The sequence below is a fragment of the Anaerococcus murdochii genome (genome assembly GCF_019957155.1).
Taxonomy (GTDB): domain Bacteria; phylum Bacillota; class Clostridia; order Tissierellales; family Peptoniphilaceae; genus Anaerococcus; species Anaerococcus murdochii.
This window is the reverse complement of record NZ_JAIPME010000002.1, coordinates 526,671-544,211: the sequence shown is the minus strand read 5'-3', so window position 1 is coordinate 544,211 and position 17,541 is coordinate 526,671. Positions and strand designations below refer to the sequence as shown.

At 37.8% G+C, this 17,541-nt stretch carries 14 protein-coding genes and 1 riboswitch; of the genes, 11 read left to right on the top strand and 3 right to left on the bottom strand.

Translation table 11 applies throughout. The features are described 5' to 3' along the window. Nucleotides 1-46 precede the first annotated feature (46 nt). Entirely contained in the window at nucleotides 47-304 is a 258-nt protein-coding gene (locus tag K8P03_RS02970) for a hypothetical protein (RefSeq protein WP_223418189.1), read from the bottom strand. Nucleotides 305-892: 588 nt separating this feature from the next. Between K8P03_RS02970 and K8P03_RS02965 the strand changes: the two genes are divergently transcribed. From K8P03_RS02965 to K8P03_RS02940, 6 genes are all read left to right on the top strand, one after another. Then, nucleotides 893-3,043, top strand: coding sequence for an ABC transporter substrate-binding protein (locus K8P03_RS02965; protein WP_223418188.1), 2,151 nt, complete (start codon nucleotides 893-895; stop codon nucleotides 3,041-3,043). A 369-nt stretch (nucleotides 3,044-3,412) separates the two neighbouring features. After that, a complete protein-coding gene (locus tag K8P03_RS02960) occupies nucleotides 3,413-4,597 on the top strand; it encodes an amidohydrolase (RefSeq protein WP_223418187.1) in 1,185 nt (394 codons plus the stop codon). A 380-nt stretch (nucleotides 4,598-4,977) separates the two neighbouring features. Beyond that, a riboswitch (SAM riboswitch) is annotated at nucleotides 4,978-5,091 on the top strand. 88 nt (nucleotides 5,092-5,179) lie between these two features. Continuing rightward, nucleotides 5,180-6,016, top strand: a complete 837-nt coding sequence (locus tag K8P03_RS02955) for an SAM hydrolase/SAM-dependent halogenase family protein (protein WP_223418186.1) — start codon at nucleotides 5,180-5,182, stop codon at nucleotides 6,014-6,016. After that, a complete protein-coding gene (locus tag K8P03_RS02950; protein ID WP_223418184.1) occupies nucleotides 6,016-6,567 on the top strand; it encodes an ECF-type riboflavin transporter substrate-binding protein in 552 nt (183 codons plus the stop codon). Before K8P03_RS02955 ends, K8P03_RS02950 begins: the two co-directional genes overlap by 1 nt. Before the next feature lie 5 nt (nucleotides 6,568-6,572). Next, nucleotides 6,573-8,282, top strand: coding sequence for an ABC transporter ATP-binding protein (locus K8P03_RS02945; RefSeq protein WP_223418183.1), 1,710 nt, complete (start codon nucleotides 6,573-6,575; stop codon nucleotides 8,280-8,282). Next, nucleotides 8,279-9,103 carry an energy-coupling factor transporter transmembrane component T family protein gene (locus K8P03_RS02940; RefSeq protein WP_223418182.1) on the top strand — a complete coding sequence of 275 codons (825 nt, stop codon included), beginning with the start codon at nucleotides 8,279-8,281 and terminating at the stop codon, nucleotides 9,101-9,103. The genes K8P03_RS02945 and K8P03_RS02940 overlap by 4 nt, the downstream gene beginning before the upstream one ends. Nucleotides 9,104-9,179: 76 nt before the next feature. Here K8P03_RS02940 and K8P03_RS02935 read toward each other — a convergent pair whose 3' ends face one another. Both K8P03_RS02935 and K8P03_RS02930 read right to left on the bottom strand, forming a co-directional pair. Further along, a complete protein-coding gene (locus K8P03_RS02935) occupies nucleotides 9,180-9,827 on the bottom strand; it encodes a hypothetical protein (protein ID WP_223418181.1) in 648 nt (215 codons plus the stop codon). Nucleotides 9,828-9,909: 82 nt separating this feature from the next. Further along, nucleotides 9,910-11,415 carry a C69 family dipeptidase gene (locus K8P03_RS02930; protein ID WP_223418180.1) on the bottom strand — a complete coding sequence of 502 codons (1,506 nt, stop codon included), beginning with the start codon at nucleotides 11,413-11,415 and terminating at the stop codon, nucleotides 9,910-9,912. Between the two features lie 274 nt (nucleotides 11,416-11,689). On the opposite strand from K8P03_RS02930, the gene K8P03_RS02925 reads away from it, so the two are divergent. The 5 genes from K8P03_RS02925 to K8P03_RS02905 are packed head-to-tail and all read left to right on the top strand — an operon-like array spanning nucleotide 11,690 to nucleotide 17,504. Then, nucleotides 11,690-13,027, top strand: coding sequence for a sugar ABC transporter substrate-binding protein (locus K8P03_RS02925; protein ID WP_223418179.1), 1,338 nt, complete (start codon nucleotides 11,690-11,692; stop codon nucleotides 13,025-13,027). 51 nt (nucleotides 13,028-13,078) lie between these two features. After that, nucleotides 13,079-13,483 carry a hypothetical protein gene (locus K8P03_RS02920; RefSeq protein WP_223418177.1) on the top strand — a complete coding sequence of 135 codons (405 nt, stop codon included), beginning with the start codon at nucleotides 13,079-13,081 and terminating at the stop codon, nucleotides 13,481-13,483. Nucleotides 13,484-13,488: 5 nt separating this feature from the next. Beyond that, on the top strand, nucleotides 13,489-15,519 hold the full coding sequence (locus tag K8P03_RS02915; protein ID WP_223418174.1) for a carbohydrate ABC transporter permease: 2,031 nt from the start codon (nucleotides 13,489-13,491) through the stop codon (nucleotides 15,517-15,519). 1 nt (nucleotide 15,520) lies between these two features. Next, nucleotides 15,521-16,414 carry a sugar ABC transporter permease gene (locus K8P03_RS02910; RefSeq protein ID WP_223418172.1) on the top strand — a complete coding sequence of 298 codons (894 nt, stop codon included), beginning with the start codon at nucleotides 15,521-15,523 and terminating at the stop codon, nucleotides 16,412-16,414. Nucleotides 16,415-16,418: 4 nt separating this feature from the next. Next, nucleotides 16,419-17,504 carry an ABC transporter ATP-binding protein gene (locus K8P03_RS02905; RefSeq protein ID WP_223418170.1) on the top strand — a complete coding sequence of 362 codons (1,086 nt, stop codon included), beginning with the start codon at nucleotides 16,419-16,421 and terminating at the stop codon, nucleotides 17,502-17,504. Nucleotides 17,505-17,541: the final 37 nt, after the last annotated feature.

Below are 17,541 nucleotides of genomic sequence, written 5' to 3'. Positions count from 1 at the left end.
TTAAACTGGGTTGAGAAATCAACCTGGTTTTTTTATCCAAGATAAATTATTTGTGCTTTAATTTTAAATTAAATTTAATCTTATAAATGTTATATAATTTACAGTTGAATCTTCGTTCATAGGGGGAACCCAAGGGGGCGGCAGAGGCCCCCTCACTGGTTCCCCCTAAGACCCCCTTACGCTTCACCCCTGACTGCTCCTTAAGCGGAGGGCGAAAGCAGAAACTTGCCTTTTCGGCAAGCTTTTTTTGGTATGGTCTGATTCTTCGTTTATTGTTGATTTTCTTTTGAAGTTTTAAAATCACAAGCCTCCTAAAAATTGCAATCTAGTCTGACTTTTAATTGATATTAAGATTTTCTCACAGTAGCTACTGAAATTTACTTGTAAACGTGCGTCAGTGCAATTTTTTTGACGGAGTCTTGAGATTTTAAAATACATAATAAATGAGATATGATACTAATTTTTAATAGTTTTTAAACAGTTTTAAAATTGTTTTATTAAATAAAGTAATCTAAAACTTAGAAAAATAGTAAGAAATGGAACTCTCGCTTCCTCTCTTCTCGACCTTGCTTGATGTAAACTAAGCGGAGAAGACCCTGGCTATTTTGTATTTTTCGTATTCTAAAGGTGGCTGGATTTTTTTGTTTTGTTTTTTATGCTCTTATTATGATAATGCGAATAATTTGCGAATAATTGATGAATAATAACGCTTTAGGAAATGAAAAACTTGGGGGGGGTACAAAGTCCTTTAGCCTGATATTACCACACCTAGAAATCTACTAAACTAAAAAAGGAAATTAATATATATACAAAAATTTTTGACCAGGATGAATAATAGGGGTAGAGTTGAAAATATTTTAAAAAAAATATACATAAGAAAAGGAAGGTTAGTATGAAGAACAAAAAACTTTATTCATCCTTAATGGCTTTGGCTTTAGTCCTAAGTCTTACGGCTTGTGGATCTAGTTCAGATTCTAACAACGAAGCGAGAAGTAAAACAAGCGGACAAGAAGAAAGCAAGGAAGCTGGTGGATCTAACGATGGTCAAGAAGAAAATCTTGATAATTTCGAAAAGCAAACAGCTGATGATACCATCGTTTTGGGTGTTGGTACTATTAATGGTGACTTCATCCAAGGCTACAACAATGATGCCAATGATGTAAATGTTAGAAGGTTTATGGGTATCGAAGGAAATAATGGCTATAATTGCTATGTAATTGACGAATATGGCCAATTTCAAACAAATACAGCAGCTCTTGAAAAGGATCCTGAAGTGATCAAGAATGAAGATGGGTCTATGACTACTAAATATACCATCAAAAAAGATTTGAAATGGTCAGACGGTGAGCCTATTACAGCTGATGATTATCTTTTCGGCATCCTACTAGAATCTGATAAGGACTTTAACACTCTTACAGGCTCTTTAAATGTTGGTGGCGATTCTCTTAAGGGATTCGATGCTTTCAAGAAGGGCGATTCAGATTCATTCGAAGGTCTTGAAAAAATCGATGATTATACTTTCTCTATAACAGTCGATGCTTCACAACTACCATATTTTGAATCCCAAGCCCTATCAAATGCAGGTCCTACACCTCTTCACTATATTGGTCAAAACCTTGCTGTAGCAAAAGATGGTAAGAAACTTGTTGTAAAAGATGGCTACCAAGTGACTGACCAAGACAAGGAAAATTACAAGAAATCTATAGATAATCAAATTGCCCTCCTAAAAGAAAACTTTGACAAAGACAATGAAGGTGAGGATAAGGAAAGCGAAGATTACAAAAAAGCCAAGGAAGAATTAGATCAAAAAGAAAAAGATTTAGAGGCCAGAAAAAACGGTGATGTTGATCCAACAAGACTTCTAATTGAAGAAGCCATGATAAAAGAAACTAGCGATTACAGGTTCAATCCTGCTGTTACTTGCGGACCTTATAAATTCAATAAATTTGAAAATAACATGGTAAAACTTGACCTTAATGAGAATTACCAAGGTAACTTCAAGGGCCAAAAAGCAAGTATCCCTCACATCATAGTTCAATTGGTAAATAGAAATATAGGCCCAGACCTCCTAGAAAATGGCGACATCGACATTTGGGAAGGTGAAACTGATGGAGCTAAAATTGACCAACTTAAAAAAGCTCAAGAAGCAGGCAAAATAGGGTTAACTTCTTATGAAAGAAATGGTTATGGAAATATAATCTTTTTAACAGACAGAGGAGCCACTCAATACAAGGAAGTAAGACAAGCTATAGCAAGCCTAATGGACAGGAATGAATTTGTTCAAGCTTTCCTAGGTGGTTATGGAGTTGTGACAAATGGTATGTACGGCCAAAGCCAATGGATGTATAAGGAAAGAGGAAGTGACCTACAAGAAAAACTTACAAACTGGGTTTTAAATATTGATAAGGCAAATGAATTGTTAGATAAAACTCCTTACAAGTTTGAAAAAGACGGCAAGACCCCATGGTATAAGGCAAAAGCTCTCGATGAATTTAGCAAAAACCAAGAAGGATTTGACTATTATAGGTATGACGAAAATGGCAATAAGCTTGTTGTTAACCAATATGGTGCAGAACAATCTCCAATCACAACCCTAATATCCAACCAACTTCCTCCAAATGCTAAACAAGCTGGTATGGAATATAATGTGACAGCAGGTTCCTTCTCAACCCTAATGGATTATTTAAGTTTCCCAAAAGAAGATGCACAATATACTGCATTTTCAATGGCTTCAGACTTTTCAACACCATTTGACCCATGGTTCTACTATTCATCAGAGGGTCCATTTAACAGAAGCAAGGTTAATGATCCAAAGGCTGATGAAGTAACATCAAACTTAAGAAAAACAGACCCAACTGACAAAGAAGGCTACCTAGATAAATGGGAAGAATTCCAAAAATGGTACAACGACTATCTACCAGAAATCCCACTATATTCAAATGTATTCCACACAGGATATTCAAACAGGATTAAAGGCTTCGATGTCATTACACCAGTATGGCAAGCTTGCGATCAAATCAACGCAATGACACTTGAAAAATAAAAATAAATTGATAAAAAAGGTGATTTTGTAGAAGAAATTTCTACTAATCGCCTTTTTTGTATGCTGAGACTTTTTAACAGTACTTGTTTTCTAGGGCTATATTTTTCTATAGATAAAAAATGTGTTATTAAATAATGGGGATAATAAACTATAAAATAGTTTTATCAATAAGAAAATAAAAACCTTGAGAAAAGGTATGAATCTACACCCCTCGCTTCGACCGAGCGTAGCGAGCGGAGAAGTCTCTGGCCACTTTTGTATTATCAATATGGTAAAGGAATCTTATTAAACAAAAATAGAAGAATACCTTTTTAAATTATTATATTTTCCCTCAAATTTTGGGTAAAATTACATTAAGAGGTGATTTTTTTGAATAAAATTTTAGGTGAAATTTATAAGGAAATCGATGATCGTTTTGTTCAAATGGTTGATTTTCGTAGAAGGATCCACCAAAATGCTGAGCTTTCTTTTGAGGAAGTGGAAACTGCTGAATTCGTTGAAGACTTTTATAAGGATAAGGATGTGGAAATTACAAGCCACATGGGCGGTAATGGTCTTAGGGTTATAATTGATACAGGAAAATCTGGCAAGACAATTGCCCTTAGGGCTGATTTTGATGCCCTTCCTATTAAGGAAGAAACAGGTCTTAGTTTTGCTTCAAAAAACGAAGGGGTCATGCACGCTTGCGGACATGATGCCCACACAGCCTATTTAATGGTCCTTGGAGATATCCTCCGTGAGAAAAAAGAAAAACTTTCTGGAAAAATCGTGCTTATCCACCAACACGCCGAAGAAGTCCCACCCGGAGGTGCCAAGGGGATGATTGAGGCGGGCGTCCTCGACGGGGTTGATAATGTTTTTGGCATTCACGTCATGTCCGCCATGGATTATGGAACTATTCAATACCACAAGGGCAACACCCAAACTGGCAGGGCCATGTTTAAGATAAAATTTCAAGGTAAGGGAGGTCATGGATCAATGCCTCATTTATCAAACGACTCAATTGTAGCCGCAAGTCATTTTGTGACAGCTGTTCAAACTGTCGTAAGCCGTAGACTTTCTCCATACGAGGTGGGAGTTGTGACTATCGGTTCTTTTGACGGCAAGGGAACTTTTAATATAATCAAGGATTCTGTAACTGTCGAAGGCGACGTCAGGGCCATGGCAGATGAGACCAAAAAAACAATTGAAGACGAAATAAAGACCATTGCCAGGGGAATTGGGGAGACTTTTAAGGTTGGAGTTGAGATTGAATATACTGATGATTACCCAGTTTTATACAATGACCCTGAAATGACCCAGCTGGTTGTTAATGCTGTTAAGGAAGCAAATATCAAGGAAGTGACTGACATAATTGATTGTGGTCCTCAGCCACCATCAGAAGATTTCTCTTATTATGCCAAGGAAAGGCCATCCTGCTTTTTCTATGTAGGTGCAAAAAAGGAAGACGCTCCATACCCACACCACCACCCAAAATTTGACATAAGAGAAGATGCCATGAAAATCTGCGCCAAGGCTATGGCTGCTGTTGTTGTTAAATATTTGGGGGAATAAGCTGAATCCATTAAAGGGAATGAAGCTTGAATTTTATGCTATAGGACGTATAATTAAACTACAAGAAGGAAATATGTTCATTTTGAACGCAAAAAAAGACAGGAGAACTCGACTAACTCCTGTCTTTTTATTTAGGCTAGTTACTATCTTTATCTGATAAGCTGTCTAGCCATTTGCAAAGGTAATAGCTTATTACATTTGCCATGACAGCTATCAAGAAGGGATATAATATGCTCATTTAAACGCCCCCTTTCTGTTACCAGTATAGGGATAGTAACATAATAATTATAGCAGATTTTTATATATTTTTGTTAAAAATAAGATAAGTAATCAGAGCTTAATAAATAATAGCAAATTCCATCAAAAGCAGTATAATAAGATTACCATAAAGAGAAGGGGAGAGACAAGCTCTGTGATCCTTCAGCAACCTACTTTTTGTAAGGTGCTAAAGCTTGGCTGATGGAGTTTTTTCACATCCATCAGGGCGATGGGTGTTTTTTCGTGCCTAAAATTTATTTATGGAAATTGACTGATAGAATTATGTTGATATAATATCCTAGTAATAATTTGAAAGGAATTTATATGAACACATTAGTTTTTCAATCAGATTTCGGTTTAGGAGACGGAGCAGTTTCCGCTATGCACGGAGTAAGTTTTATGGTAAATCCAGACTTAACCATAGACGACTTGACTCATGAAATTATGCCCTACAATATTTTTGAAGCATCTTATAGGCTTTTACAAACTATCAAGTATTGGCCAGAGGGCACAGTTTTTGTATCAGTAGTTGACCCAGGGGTTGGCTCTAGTCGCCATTCTATAGTGGTAAAAACCAAGTCAGGTCACTATATAGTCACACCAGATAATGGCACCATTTCCCATGTGGCAAAATATATAGGCCTTGAGTCTGCAAGGATTATAGACGAGATAAAGGATAGACTTCCTTTTTCCGAAAATTCTCACACCTTCCATGGTAGAGATGTCTATGCCTACAACGGGGCAAAACTTGCCGGTGATACTTCTTATTATGATTTTCTAGATACGCTTAGTCTAGATGAGCTTTGCTATGAAACCATAAAAGATGCAAAAATCACTGATGGAGTCATAGAAGGCACTGTTGACATCTTAGATATTAGGTTTGGATCTTTATGGACAAATATTAGCCTCGATATGCTAAACGAAGCTGGTATCAAACAAGGGGATATGATTAAGGTCATTATCTATTATAAGGGAATCAAAAAATATGAAAATCAGATGACCTTTGGCCATTCCTTTGCAGATGTAGGTTTGGGTGAAACCGTAGCCTATATCAATTCGTTAATCAATCTTGGTATCGCAATTAACCAAGCGTCATTTTCTGCCACCTACCAAATCGGTACAGGGGCAGATTGGAGTATTTTTATTAAAAAGGAGCAATAATGAAAAAGAATAATTCTATTACTACAATTGTAGCTATCGGTATTGGCGCTGCTGTATTTTTTATCCTAGGTAGGTATTTATCTATACCAGTTGGCTTTATACCAAACACATCAGTTGAAACAACCTATCCATTCTTGGCTTTGATGTCAGTTCTTTTTGGACCAGTAGCAGGCGGCCTAATCGGTCTTATTGGCCATGCTATTAAGGACCTTCTAACTTATGGTCTATGGTGGTCATGGGTTGTAACATCAGGCATCACAGGCTTTGGTTACGGTCTAGTTGGATCTAAACTTGACATTTCTCAGGGCGCTTTTACAAAAAAAGACATGGTTAAATTCAATGTTGGCCAAATTATTGTAAATGTTCTTTGCTGGGGAATCATTGCACCAGTTTTGGATATTTTAATCTATTCAGAACCAGCTAACAAGGTTTTTGCCCAAGGTTTTGTATCAGCAGGCTTAAATTCAGTAGCAGTTGGTATCTTAGGTACAATTTTAATCGCAGCTTATGCTAAGACAAGAACAGCAGATAATTCACTAAAAAGAGATTAGGATATATGGAAAATAGACAGGACCTGGTAGTTTTTGACAAGTACAATTTTAAATACAAGTCCCAGGTCGAACCTTCGCTTTTTGACATAGATTTAAAAGTGAAAAAGGGCGAGAAAATAATAATTGTGGGCCCATCTGGCTCTGGCAAGTCCACCCTTGCCAAAAGCCTAAATGGACAGATTCCAAACACCTTTCCTGGGGATATAACAGGCTCTTGTCTAATTGATGGAAAAGATTTACTTGATTCGTCTATTTTTGACCTATCCCTATCGGTAGGCACAGTTCTTCAAGATACAGACGGTCAATTCGTAGGCCTTACAGTTGCCGAAGACATTGCCTTCTCTCTAGAAAATGACAATGTAGACCAGGAAGAGATGAAAAAAATCGTTGAGAAGTGGGCGAAAGAATTAAATCTTTCTAAGCTTTTAGAAATGAAACCTGGAGAGCTTTCGGGGGGACAAAAGCAATCGGTCTCCATAGCTGGGGTCTTGGTTTCAGATGTGCCGATTTTATTACTTGATGAACCTCTGGCAAATCTTGATCCAAAGTCTGGCAGAAGGACTATGGAGTTATTAAAAAGGCTCGCTGATAAGCTTGGTTACACAGTTATTGTAATTGAACATAGGTTTGAAGAGGCCCTTTTACTTGATCCCGATAGGATAATTGCTGTTGACGGTGGGAAAATTCTTGCGGATATGAGTCCGACTGACCTTTTAAAGTCAGATATTTTGGAGAAAATCGGTATTAGAAGACCTCTTTATATCGACGCTATGAAATACGCTGGCGTAGACATTTCTGGATACGAAAAGCTTGGAGACTTTGATGAAGTTGATATATCTCCAAGTGACCTAGCCAAGATAGAAGGATGGGCCAAGGGGCAGGTCGGCAAAGAAATCAAAAAAACTAATGAAGAAGTGATTAAAATAGAGAATCTAACCTTCTCCTATGAGAGGGAAAATATTTTGGAAAATCTTTCCCTAGAGATTGACAAGGGGGAAATAATTTCGATTTTAGGTCCGAATGGAGCAGGAAAATCAACACTCGCCAAGCTTATGTGTGGGTTCTTAAGACCAGATTCTGGGAAAATAATCCTTGCAGGGAAGGATTCGAAAGACCTATCCATAAAAGAAATTGCCGATAAGGTTGGCTTCATCCTCCAAAATCCAAACGCTATGATTTCAAAGACTATGATTTTTGATGAAGTCGCTTTTGGTTTGAGGGTGAGGGGAGTGGCCGAAGATGTAATCAAGAAGAAAGTTCACGATGCTCTTGAAATTTGTGGCCTATATTCCTTTAGGAAGTGGCCGATTTCCGCTCTTTCTTACGGGCAAAGACGAAGGGTCACTATAGCTTCGATTTTGGTTTTGGACCCAGAAGTGATTATTATGGATGAGCCGACAGCCGGTCAAGACTTCCACCACTATACAAAAATGATGGAATTTATAAGGAAAATCAACAAAGAATATGACCTAACCATCCTAATGATTAGCCATGATATGCACCTAATTGAGGAATATACAGATAGGGCTCTTGTAATCGGTGATAAGAAAATCCTAGCTGATACTACTCCAGCTGAGCTTTTTAGTCAAAGTGAATTAATTGACAGGGCAAATCTTGCCGAGACATCGCTTTTTAAACTTGGTCAGAGGCTTAAAAGTATGGATGCCCTTGACTTTATAGAGACCTTTATTGGTTATGAAAGGAGCAAGAGATGAATAAGACCCTCGGATATATCAAGAACGATACATTTATTCATGGACTTTCTGGCACAACAAAACTGCTTGCTTTTATCCTCCTTTCTGTAATAGTCATGACTAGCTATGACACAAGATTTCTAATCCTCGTTATGGCACTATCGCTATTGGCAATGAAAATTGCAGAAATTCATTGGGAAGATGTGGCATTTTTGATAAAAATTGTCGCAGTCTTTTCCCTAATCAATATCCTTGCAATTTATATTTTTGAGCCAGCCTATGGGGTGGGACTCTATGGGTCAAGGACACTTATTTTTGGCACTGGAAGGTACGCCCTGACTTTGGAGCAAGTTTTTTACGAATTTAACGTCGCTCTTAAGTATTTTTCAACCATTCCCTTGGCTATAGTTTTTATTTTTGCCACAGATCCATCCGAATTTTCATCAAGCCTAAATAGGATTGGCCTATCCTACAAAATCTCTTACGCAGTCGCCCTTGCCCTTAGGTATATACCAGACATCCAAAAATCTTATTTTGATATTAGGCAGGCAAGCCAGGCTAGGGGGATAGAAATGAGCGAGAAGGCAGGTCTTGTAAAGAGAATTAAGGCGAGTAGCAATATTGTAATTCCCCTAATTTTTGACAGTCTAGAGAGGATTGAAGCCATAGCCCAAGCCATGGAATTAAGACGTTTTGGAAAAAATAAAACTAGAACTTGGTACAAGGCTAGACCCTTTGGTAAAAATGACTTTGTAATTTTATTTATCACCCTAGCTTTGGTCGGAATCGGAATTTCTTTATTTTTCATCAATCAGGGCAGGTTTTACAATCCATTTATATAGGAAACTTCAATCAAAAAAGCTCTCTTTATTTGAGAGAGCTTTTGGGATTATGAGATTTTAAAGACCCTTCGGGGTCTTATTTTTTTGTTATTTTATAATTAATCCCATTTACAAGTTCAACCTCATAGGGACTTGCTGAAAAATATCCTCTTAGAAAATCTAGCCTGTATTTATGGTAGGAGGATTCTTCATTTTTTAAGTCTTTTACTGAGCCGTTTCCAAGCTCAAAGGACTCGTGATGGTCGTGGCTGTGACCACCCTCGCAAGAGGCATTTCTTGAATTTTCAAGGTTGATAGCGTCCTGGTATTTTGCATGGAGGTTATTATTGGTAATTAAATACAAACTTCCTCCGTCAAGTACGGCTGAAAGTCCTTGATCACAAGGCATGCCGTCGAGTAAATACTTATTTAGGTCGGTAAAAATCTCCTCAAAGTTTGAAAAATCTTTGTCCTTGCCACATTCTTGACCAAGTTTAAAAAGTTTTTCGCTTGGGTTTTTGCAAAGACTAAGTGCCTTGGCAAGGCGACTTTCAACTATATCTATCTTTTCTTGGAGAAAACCGTGGATATTTTCTTGGTCTAAGATTTCCTCGAGGGGTCTTTTTGAAACAGGTTCATATTTTATTTGAGAAAAATCCCCATCCATCAAAAAATCTGTTATTTCATCTTGAAACTTGATTTTTTCATACATTAGATAGTGGATTGGTCCTAAAGTTTTTGACATAAAATCTCCTTTATTTTTTATATTATTATAAGATTTGGTGAAATTTTTGCAAGGGAAAACCCGAGCTCGGCTCGGGAATTTTTTATGCGTCTGACCTTGAAAAGCTGTTTGTCATCTTATTTGATGCCACTAAAAGGACTTGGTCAAGAAGGTCGTCAGTCTCTTTTTGGAGCATTTTTGCGATTTTCTCGTTGGCTTCTTCAAGGATTTCTAGAGAATCTTCTCTTGAAAGATTTCCGCTTATAATTTTCTCATCTGTCTTATAAATCATCTCCCAAGCAAAAGATCCTACTTTTTCTTGGTAACGCTCGATTAAATTTGCAGTATCTGCGAAATATGGGTCGGCAAGGGCTGCAATTATGCGGTTTATCCAGTAGAAAGATTCTGTAGTGACACGTCCTGTAGTATCTCTCAAATAAGCTGGAGTGTTGGTGATGTTTACATAAAATGGAGCCATGGCGTTAAAGGTATTTGAGCCTAGGGCAAGCCATTCTATGGCCTTGATTGGATCTGGCTTATCGGACCTAATTTGTGTTAAGCCTAGGAAATTATTCCTATTTATGCCGATTGGACGGAAGGCACCTGCCTGAGATGTGTCCCCATGTTTTTTGTATGGGTCGTAAGGTGTGCCTTGGAAATGGTGGGAGAGGGCATATTTGATGTCTTCTACAGTGATTTTCTTTTCAGGAACACTTGCCCATGGGATATCGTCATCATCTGGTCTTAGGTCAGCATCTATGCCGTCATAGGTATTTGACATTGGGTTAAAATATCTTTGTAAAACCCAGGCCCTTGGTGTGTTGTAGACATGGTCAGCATCTGAATGGCTACCAAAGGCATCTCTTGGATTTAAACTACCATCAAGGGATAGGTCTAGGTGGTATTTTTCTATAAAGTCCTTAAGGTCAGCTGAACATAAGAAATTCTCACCCTTTCCTAGGGCGTCTTCTAGGTCAAAATAATCAAGGCCTAGTTGGTTTGGCATGATTACATAGGAATCGTCTGGGACACGTCTTGCAATCCAGTGGTGGCCGCCAATAGTTTCAAGCCACCAAATTTCATTTTCATCTTGGAAGGCGATGCCGTTTTTCTCGTAAGTGCCATATTCTTCTAGAAGGGATCCCAGACGGATGACACCTTCTCTTGCTGAACTTATATAGGGAAGGACGATTGAAACAATGTCTTCTTCGCCAATTCCGCCAGGAATTTCTTCCTTATAATTAGCCTCTCCCTTTGTGCCGACAGATTTTTGGTAGACTACAAGAGGGTCTGCGCCGAGGACTCTTTCATTTGAGGTAATTGTCTCAGTTGCAGTCATAGCGACGTTTTTAGCATTGACACCGCAAGCTGCCCAGATTCCTTGGCCAGCTACAGCCTCTGGCATAGCTGTATAGGAAAGAGGATTTTCTGGAAGAGGAATTTCCACCTTTGAAATCACTGATTTATAGACCTTTGGTTGGTCTTCTTTTTTAACAAAAACGAATTTTTTTGCATTATATTGGCCACTTCCAGAATCTTCATTTCTGGCAACTAGGGTTGATCCATCAAAACTTGCTTTTTTACCTACAAGTATGGTTGTACATGACATAGTAATTCTCCTTATATTTTTTATAAACTTTTATATAAACAATGTACCTTTTGCTCAAAAAAATAAAATATCCAAGGAAAAAAATATTTTTTTTGTAAAAAAATTAACGAATGATAAATACTCGCAAATGGCATGGCTTCAACCTTATCTCAGAACCTGATAAAACGTTGCAACTCCATAATAGAGAACGATACCGAAAAAGTTTGACAGAATTATAATAATTAGATATAATGATGGTGTAATAAACGCTTTCATATCATTTTTAGGAGGAAATATGAAAAAAGGAATAAAAACAATAATGGCTTTATCACTTGCTTTTGTTATGGCAGCATGTGGTGGAGCTAAAGATGGCGGAAAAGAAGCTGCTGATACTGGTAAAGAAGCAGCAAATAAGGACGCAAGCGCAAAATTAAGCGTGCAAGTAGAAGAAGCATGGCTTCCACACTACGAAAAAGCAGCAGAAAGAGTTAAGGAAAAATTCCCTAACGCAGAAATCGAATTTAAGACAATGGGAGCATTCGATCACCTTGATATAATCGATGCTACAGACGCTTCAAACGAAGACGTTGCTGACCTATTTGCAATCCCAGCAGACAGACTTTACGGTCTTCACGGAAACGATATACTAGCTGCAATCGATTCTAAAAAACTTGCTGGCGAAATCGGTGGTTGGGATGATTTTGATAAGGGAATCGGCGGAAACTTCAACATCGACGGCGAATATTTTGCTTTCCCATTCAACATTGAAACTCTAATCACCTATGTAAACAAAGCTAACGCTGAAGAAAAAGGCATCGACCTTTCTAAACCAATTGAAATCAATGATGTAGCTGATGAATCAACAGTTCTACTACCAATCTTTGATGCTTGGTACGGTGTTGCAGCAACAAACTCTTCAGGAATCGAACTTTTAGGCAAAAAAGAAGACGGTACACTTTACTCTGACTTCACAAAAGAATGGGATGAGCTTGAACCAGAAAAACAAGCAACAGTTAAAGCCCTATTTGATTACTGGAAAAAACACAATGAAGCAGGAACACAATTATTTGACGCTGACGCTGGTTGGGGATATATCGATGATACATTCAAACCTGGCAAGGGCGGCGTAGCTAGACTTGGTGGACCATGGGATGCAGCTCCTATATCTGAACAAGCTGGCGAAGATAACCTAGAAATCTTTCCAATTAGCCAATTAACATTAGCAGGCAAAGCTCTAACCCACTGGCAAGGTGGATGGGGACTTGCAATGAACGCTAGAATCGAAGAAGATGCTGACAAAGTTGCTATAGCAGAAGCAATGATTGAAGAAATTGTAAACCCAGAATTTGCAGCAGACCTATACAAAGCTACAGGTAAGGTACTTGAAAACGTAAGCGCTGAAACATATCAAGGAATGGATCTTCCAGAAACTGATAAGAAAATCATCGCAGCTACAATTGAATCTTACAAAGAAGCTCCAGCAAGACCACTATTCAAAGAGTGGGGCGATGTATGGGATACCTACAAAAACGCAATACTTTCTTGGAACTCTGTAAAACCAGCTGACGAAAAAGCAGCATACGCAGAATTAAAAGCATCATTTGATTCAATGATGGCAAACTTTAACCATTAATAAATTGTTAAGGGGCAGGCTTTAAGCTTAGCCCCTTATATTTAAAACAATATGGAAAAAGAAAAGCAAAGAAATAAATTTCTACTACAAATACTACTAATATCCGCAGCAATCATCTTAAACTTCAGCCTAGAAGCAATGATGTTAGCCAAGGACCCAAGTGTTTTTGAAACTATTTCTAAAATTAAACCAGGACTTAGTTATGATGATTTTTTAAATTCAATCATTTTTTCTTTATTTATAAAGGTAATAAATCCCATAACTATATCTCTATACACCTTTTTTACTATTAAAAAATACGGAATTAACAAAACCTATAAGCTATTTTTCGGGGCAATGACTCTTATTTCTATAGTCAACCTATTTTTTTCCTTTAGCCTAGGATCTGTATTTTATTATCTAGGACTTATTTTAAATATTTTCTTACTAATAGTAATAACAAGACAAGAAAGGTAATTATAATGACTTATGAAAAAAGCCTTATAGATAGGAGGGGAGTGACCTATCCTAGGAAAAATCAATATATAATTGATCTTATCGAAGCTAAGGAAAACGGTACTAGCCCTAAATATACTAAAGCAAACCATCCCTACAATATTAAGTTAAAAGAATACGAGGATCAGAAAAAAGCCCTTCTAGAAAAAGCAAAAAACGAGGCGAATTCTGATAAAGACCTTCCAGCAGATGGTAAACTAAAAGACCTATATATAGAAAAACTCGTGGCAGAAAAAATGCAGGCCTTCTATGAGGAAAACAAGGACCTATCCTATGAAAGCCTCCTTGATTATAGGCTAAATGACCTAGATGTCACAGAGATACCAAAAATCTTAGATCACGACCAATTCTTAAAAGATTCCCTAAAAGACGCTGAAGAACGCCAAAAAAACTTGACTCCAGGAGTCATTGCTGAAAAAAGTAAGTTCATTGAGGCCGACAGGAAGGTCTTAAAGGAAAAATACGAACACGACGTAGCTGAAATAGAAGAAGCCTTCAAAGAAGAAAGAATTTCAAAAAAGGCCTACAAGGCTACAAAAGAACAACTAAAACAAAAATTTAAAGACCAAAACTTAAAGATAGACTACAGGAACCCTGAAAGATCTATAAAAGAAGAGATTGAGTCTTATAAATATAAATTAAAAGAAGACCTCAAACATTCTTTAAAAATATTAGAAGAAGAAAGATCAGATGCTAGAAGAAGGACACCTGTCGAAGTCGATAAGGAAAGACCTTTTAAATCCATAATCTCAGCCCCAATCCCAGGAGTTGGCCAACTATTAAACGGCCAATGGCAAAAGGGCCTAATGTTTTTAGTAGGAGCCTTGTTTATATTCTTAATAGCAATTCCATATGCACTTGGCTTTGGAAACTACCAAGGGCAAGGTATAGCAGGTCTTATTTCTCTAGCCCAAGGAGGCAAGAGACTTGATAGGTCAATCATCTTTATGATAGAGGGTATATTAGCCCTAGCCTTTGTACTTATAGCCCTTGCAATCTTTATAGGATCATTTTTGGATGCCTATAGGACAGAAAAGGGAGAAATCCAAGGAATTAGACCAAACTCATACTTCGAAACAAAAAAATACCTAAGAACTGATGGATTCCCATATTTAATAACCTCACCAGCTCTTTTGGTAATCATCTTTATAGTAATTGTACCAATAGTAACAGCCATCCTTATTTCCTTTACAAATATGGACCCACAACACCAAAACAAATTCGAGTGGGTAGGACTTGCTAACTATGTATCCATAGCAAGAGGACAAGGTATAGCAGGTAAGGCCTTCTGGCATATATTCGGTTGGACAATTATGTGGACAATACTAGCTTCTACACTTGCAATTGTATTGGGCTTCATCTTTGCCCTAATGGTAAACAACGAGAGGATCAAAGGCAAAAAGTTCTTTAGAACTGTCTACCTATTGCCATGGGCAATACCAGCCTTCATCACAATCATGTTCTTCTCAATAATGACCAGCCGTGGCGGTGTAATAACAGAAGCTGTAAACACCTTGTTTAACACATCTTTAGATATTAAAAATAACACAGTTCAAACCAGAGCTGCCCTAGTGCTACTTCAAGGTTGGTTGGGACATTCTTATATATTCCTACTTACAACTGGTGTACTTCAAGCTATACCAAAGGATTTATATGAAGCAGCAAGCATAGACGGAGCAACAGGTTTCCAAAGGACATTAAGAATAACAATACCTTTGGTACTTTTCCAAATATCTCCAATGCTAATCAACCAATACACATTCAACTTTAACAACTTCTCAATAATTTACCTATTTAACGGCGGTGGCCCATTCAACCCACAAGTCTACGGTAACTTAGCGGGATCAAGTGATATTTTGATTTCATACATCTACAACTTGACTATGAACAGTCAATACCAAGCTATAGGAGCTGCGATTACAGTATTTATCTCAATAATACTCATAATCATTTCCTTCTTCGGCTACATGAAATCATCAGCCTTCAAGGAGTATTAGTATGTTTAAGAAAAAGAAAAATAAAGACCTCTACCTATCAGACCTCCAGCCACTTACAGCTGCAGGCAAGGTAGCTTTGACAATATCCTACCTAATCTTATTTATATGGGCTGCAATTATCCTAGTACCCCTAGTAATCATGGTTGTATCATCATTTAACGGCAACCAAGGCCAATATATATCAATGACAGGAGACTTTGTCTTCTCAGTAAATAACTTTAAGTACTTGTTTGAAAAAACACAGTTCTTAAGATGGGTAGTAAATACACTAAAAATAGCAACAGCAACAACAATCCTTACCCTGATTTTTGTCTCTTTTACAGGTTATGCCTATTCAAGATTTAGATTTAAGGGCAAGAAAGCAAGTCTTATAACCATAATGCTAGTTCAGATTATCCCAGCCTTTGCGGGAATCACTGCCTACTACGCTATCCACACAATTGTTTCGGGTGTAGTTCCAGTATTTTCTCGTCCAATGATGCTAATTTTAATCTACTCAGGTGGGGCAATAGCAGGTAACACCTTCATCTTAAAAGGTTACCTTGATTCTATTTCCCAAGAGCTTGACGAGGCTGCAAGGATAGACGGATGTTCAAACTTCCAAGTTTATAGGCTAATAATCATGCCACTTGCAAGACCAATGCTAGCAATCATAGCTCTACAATGCTTTATAGGACCATTTCTTGATTACATGATGCCAAAAATACTCTTGACAAATCCAGCAGATTACACCTTGGCAACAGGCCTATTTACACTAATATCAGACGTTAGAAATATGAACCAACCGGCCTTTGCAGCAGGCGGCTTCTTATCAGCCATCCCTGTTATGCTTCTATTCTTGTTCCTACAAGATGAGCTAGTTGGAGGATTGTCATCAGGTGCAGTGAAAGGATAAAATAATGAGAGTTAAATTAGATAATTTAGGAAAAAAATATGAAGGTAGGGATAAATTTACCATCAGACACATAGATCTAGACATCAAAGACAAGGACTTTTGTGCCATCCTAGGACCATCTGGTTGTGGTAAATCAACCCTAGTAAGAATGATAGCGGGCCTTAACTCAATAACAGAAGGTACCCTATATTTCGGCGATAAAATAATGAATACAGTAGAGCCAAAGGACAGGGACATCGCAATGGTATTCCAATCCTACGCCCTCTACCCACACATGACAGTATATGATAATATGGCTTTCTCCCTAAAGATGAAAAACGAGAGAAAAGAAGTCATCGACCAAAGAGTTCAAGAAGCGGCAGACATCTTACAATTAAGAGACTACCTATATTCTAGACCATCAGACATCTCAGGTGGTCAAAGACAAAGGGTGGCGCTAGGACGTGCAATCGTTAGAAAACCATCAGTATTCCTCATGGACGAACCACTTTCAAACCTTGATGCCAAGCTTCGTGAACACATGAGAGTTGAAATCGTAAGGATTCACAACCAGCTTGAAACAACCAGCTGCTATGTAACCCACGACCAAACAGAAGCTATGACCATGGCAACAAAAATCATCCTTCTTGATCAAGGTAAAATCCAACAAGTAGGTGCGCCAACAGAATTCTACCAAAGACCAGAAAACCTCTTCGTAGCTGGCTTTATCGGTTCACCAACTATGAACATCATAGAAGGAAAGATAGAAAATGGTATGTTTGTCAATAAATCTGGCCTTATGAAAATAAGAGCGAATGACAAAGATGCAGCCATCCTTAAAAACTATGAAGGCAAGGAAGTTTCTCTAGGAATCAGATCAGAAAGATTTATCCCAGGCGAACACGAATATAACTCTGTAACAGGAACTATAGAAGTTATAGAAATGCTTGGTAAGGAACAAATCATCTACGCAAAGATGGACGACGGAACTGAACTTGTAGTAAGCCAACCAGGCCACTTCGAATACAGAATAGGCGAAAGCCACACCTTTAGCCTAGACCCAGAAGCCCTCCACTTCTTTGACGGAGAAACAACAAACAGAATTAACTAAAAAAGAGAGTCGGATGTCCGACTCTTTTTTGTGTTAG

Bases quoted from the DNA above. Each gene is read 5' to 3' on its own strand.
- K8P03_RS02965 (WP_223418188.1), top strand. From the start codon at position 893: ATGAAGAACAAAAAACTTTATTCATCCTTAATGGCTTTGGCTTTAGTC.
- K8P03_RS02955 (WP_223418186.1), top strand. From the start codon at position 5,180: ATGAACACATTAGTTTTTCAATCAGATTTCGGTTTAGGAGACGGAGCA.
- K8P03_RS02950 (WP_223418184.1), top strand. From the start codon at position 6,016: ATGAAAAAGAATAATTCTATTACTACAATTGTAGCTATCGGTATTGGC.
- K8P03_RS02945 (WP_223418183.1), top strand. From the start codon at position 6,573: ATGGAAAATAGACAGGACCTGGTAGTTTTTGACAAGTACAATTTTAAA.
- K8P03_RS02940 (WP_223418182.1), top strand. From the start codon at position 8,279: ATGAATAAGACCCTCGGATATATCAAGAACGATACATTTATTCATGGA.
- K8P03_RS02935 (WP_223418181.1), bottom strand. From the start codon at position 9,827: ATGTCAAAAACTTTAGGACCAATCCACTATCTAATGTATGAAAAAATC.
- K8P03_RS02930 (WP_223418180.1), bottom strand. From the start codon at position 11,415: ATGTCATGTACAACCATACTTGTAGGTAAAAAAGCAAGTTTTGATGGA.
- K8P03_RS02925 (WP_223418179.1), top strand. From the start codon at position 11,690: ATGAAAAAAGGAATAAAAACAATAATGGCTTTATCACTTGCTTTTGTT.
- K8P03_RS02920 (WP_223418177.1), top strand. From the start codon at position 13,079: ATGGAAAAAGAAAAGCAAAGAAATAAATTTCTACTACAAATACTACTA.
- K8P03_RS02915 (WP_223418174.1), top strand. From the start codon at position 13,489: ATGACTTATGAAAAAAGCCTTATAGATAGGAGGGGAGTGACCTATCCT.
- K8P03_RS02910 (WP_223418172.1), top strand. From the start codon at position 15,521: ATGTTTAAGAAAAAGAAAAATAAAGACCTCTACCTATCAGACCTCCAG.
- K8P03_RS02905 (WP_223418170.1), top strand. From the start codon at position 16,419: ATGAGAGTTAAATTAGATAATTTAGGAAAAAAATATGAAGGTAGGGAT.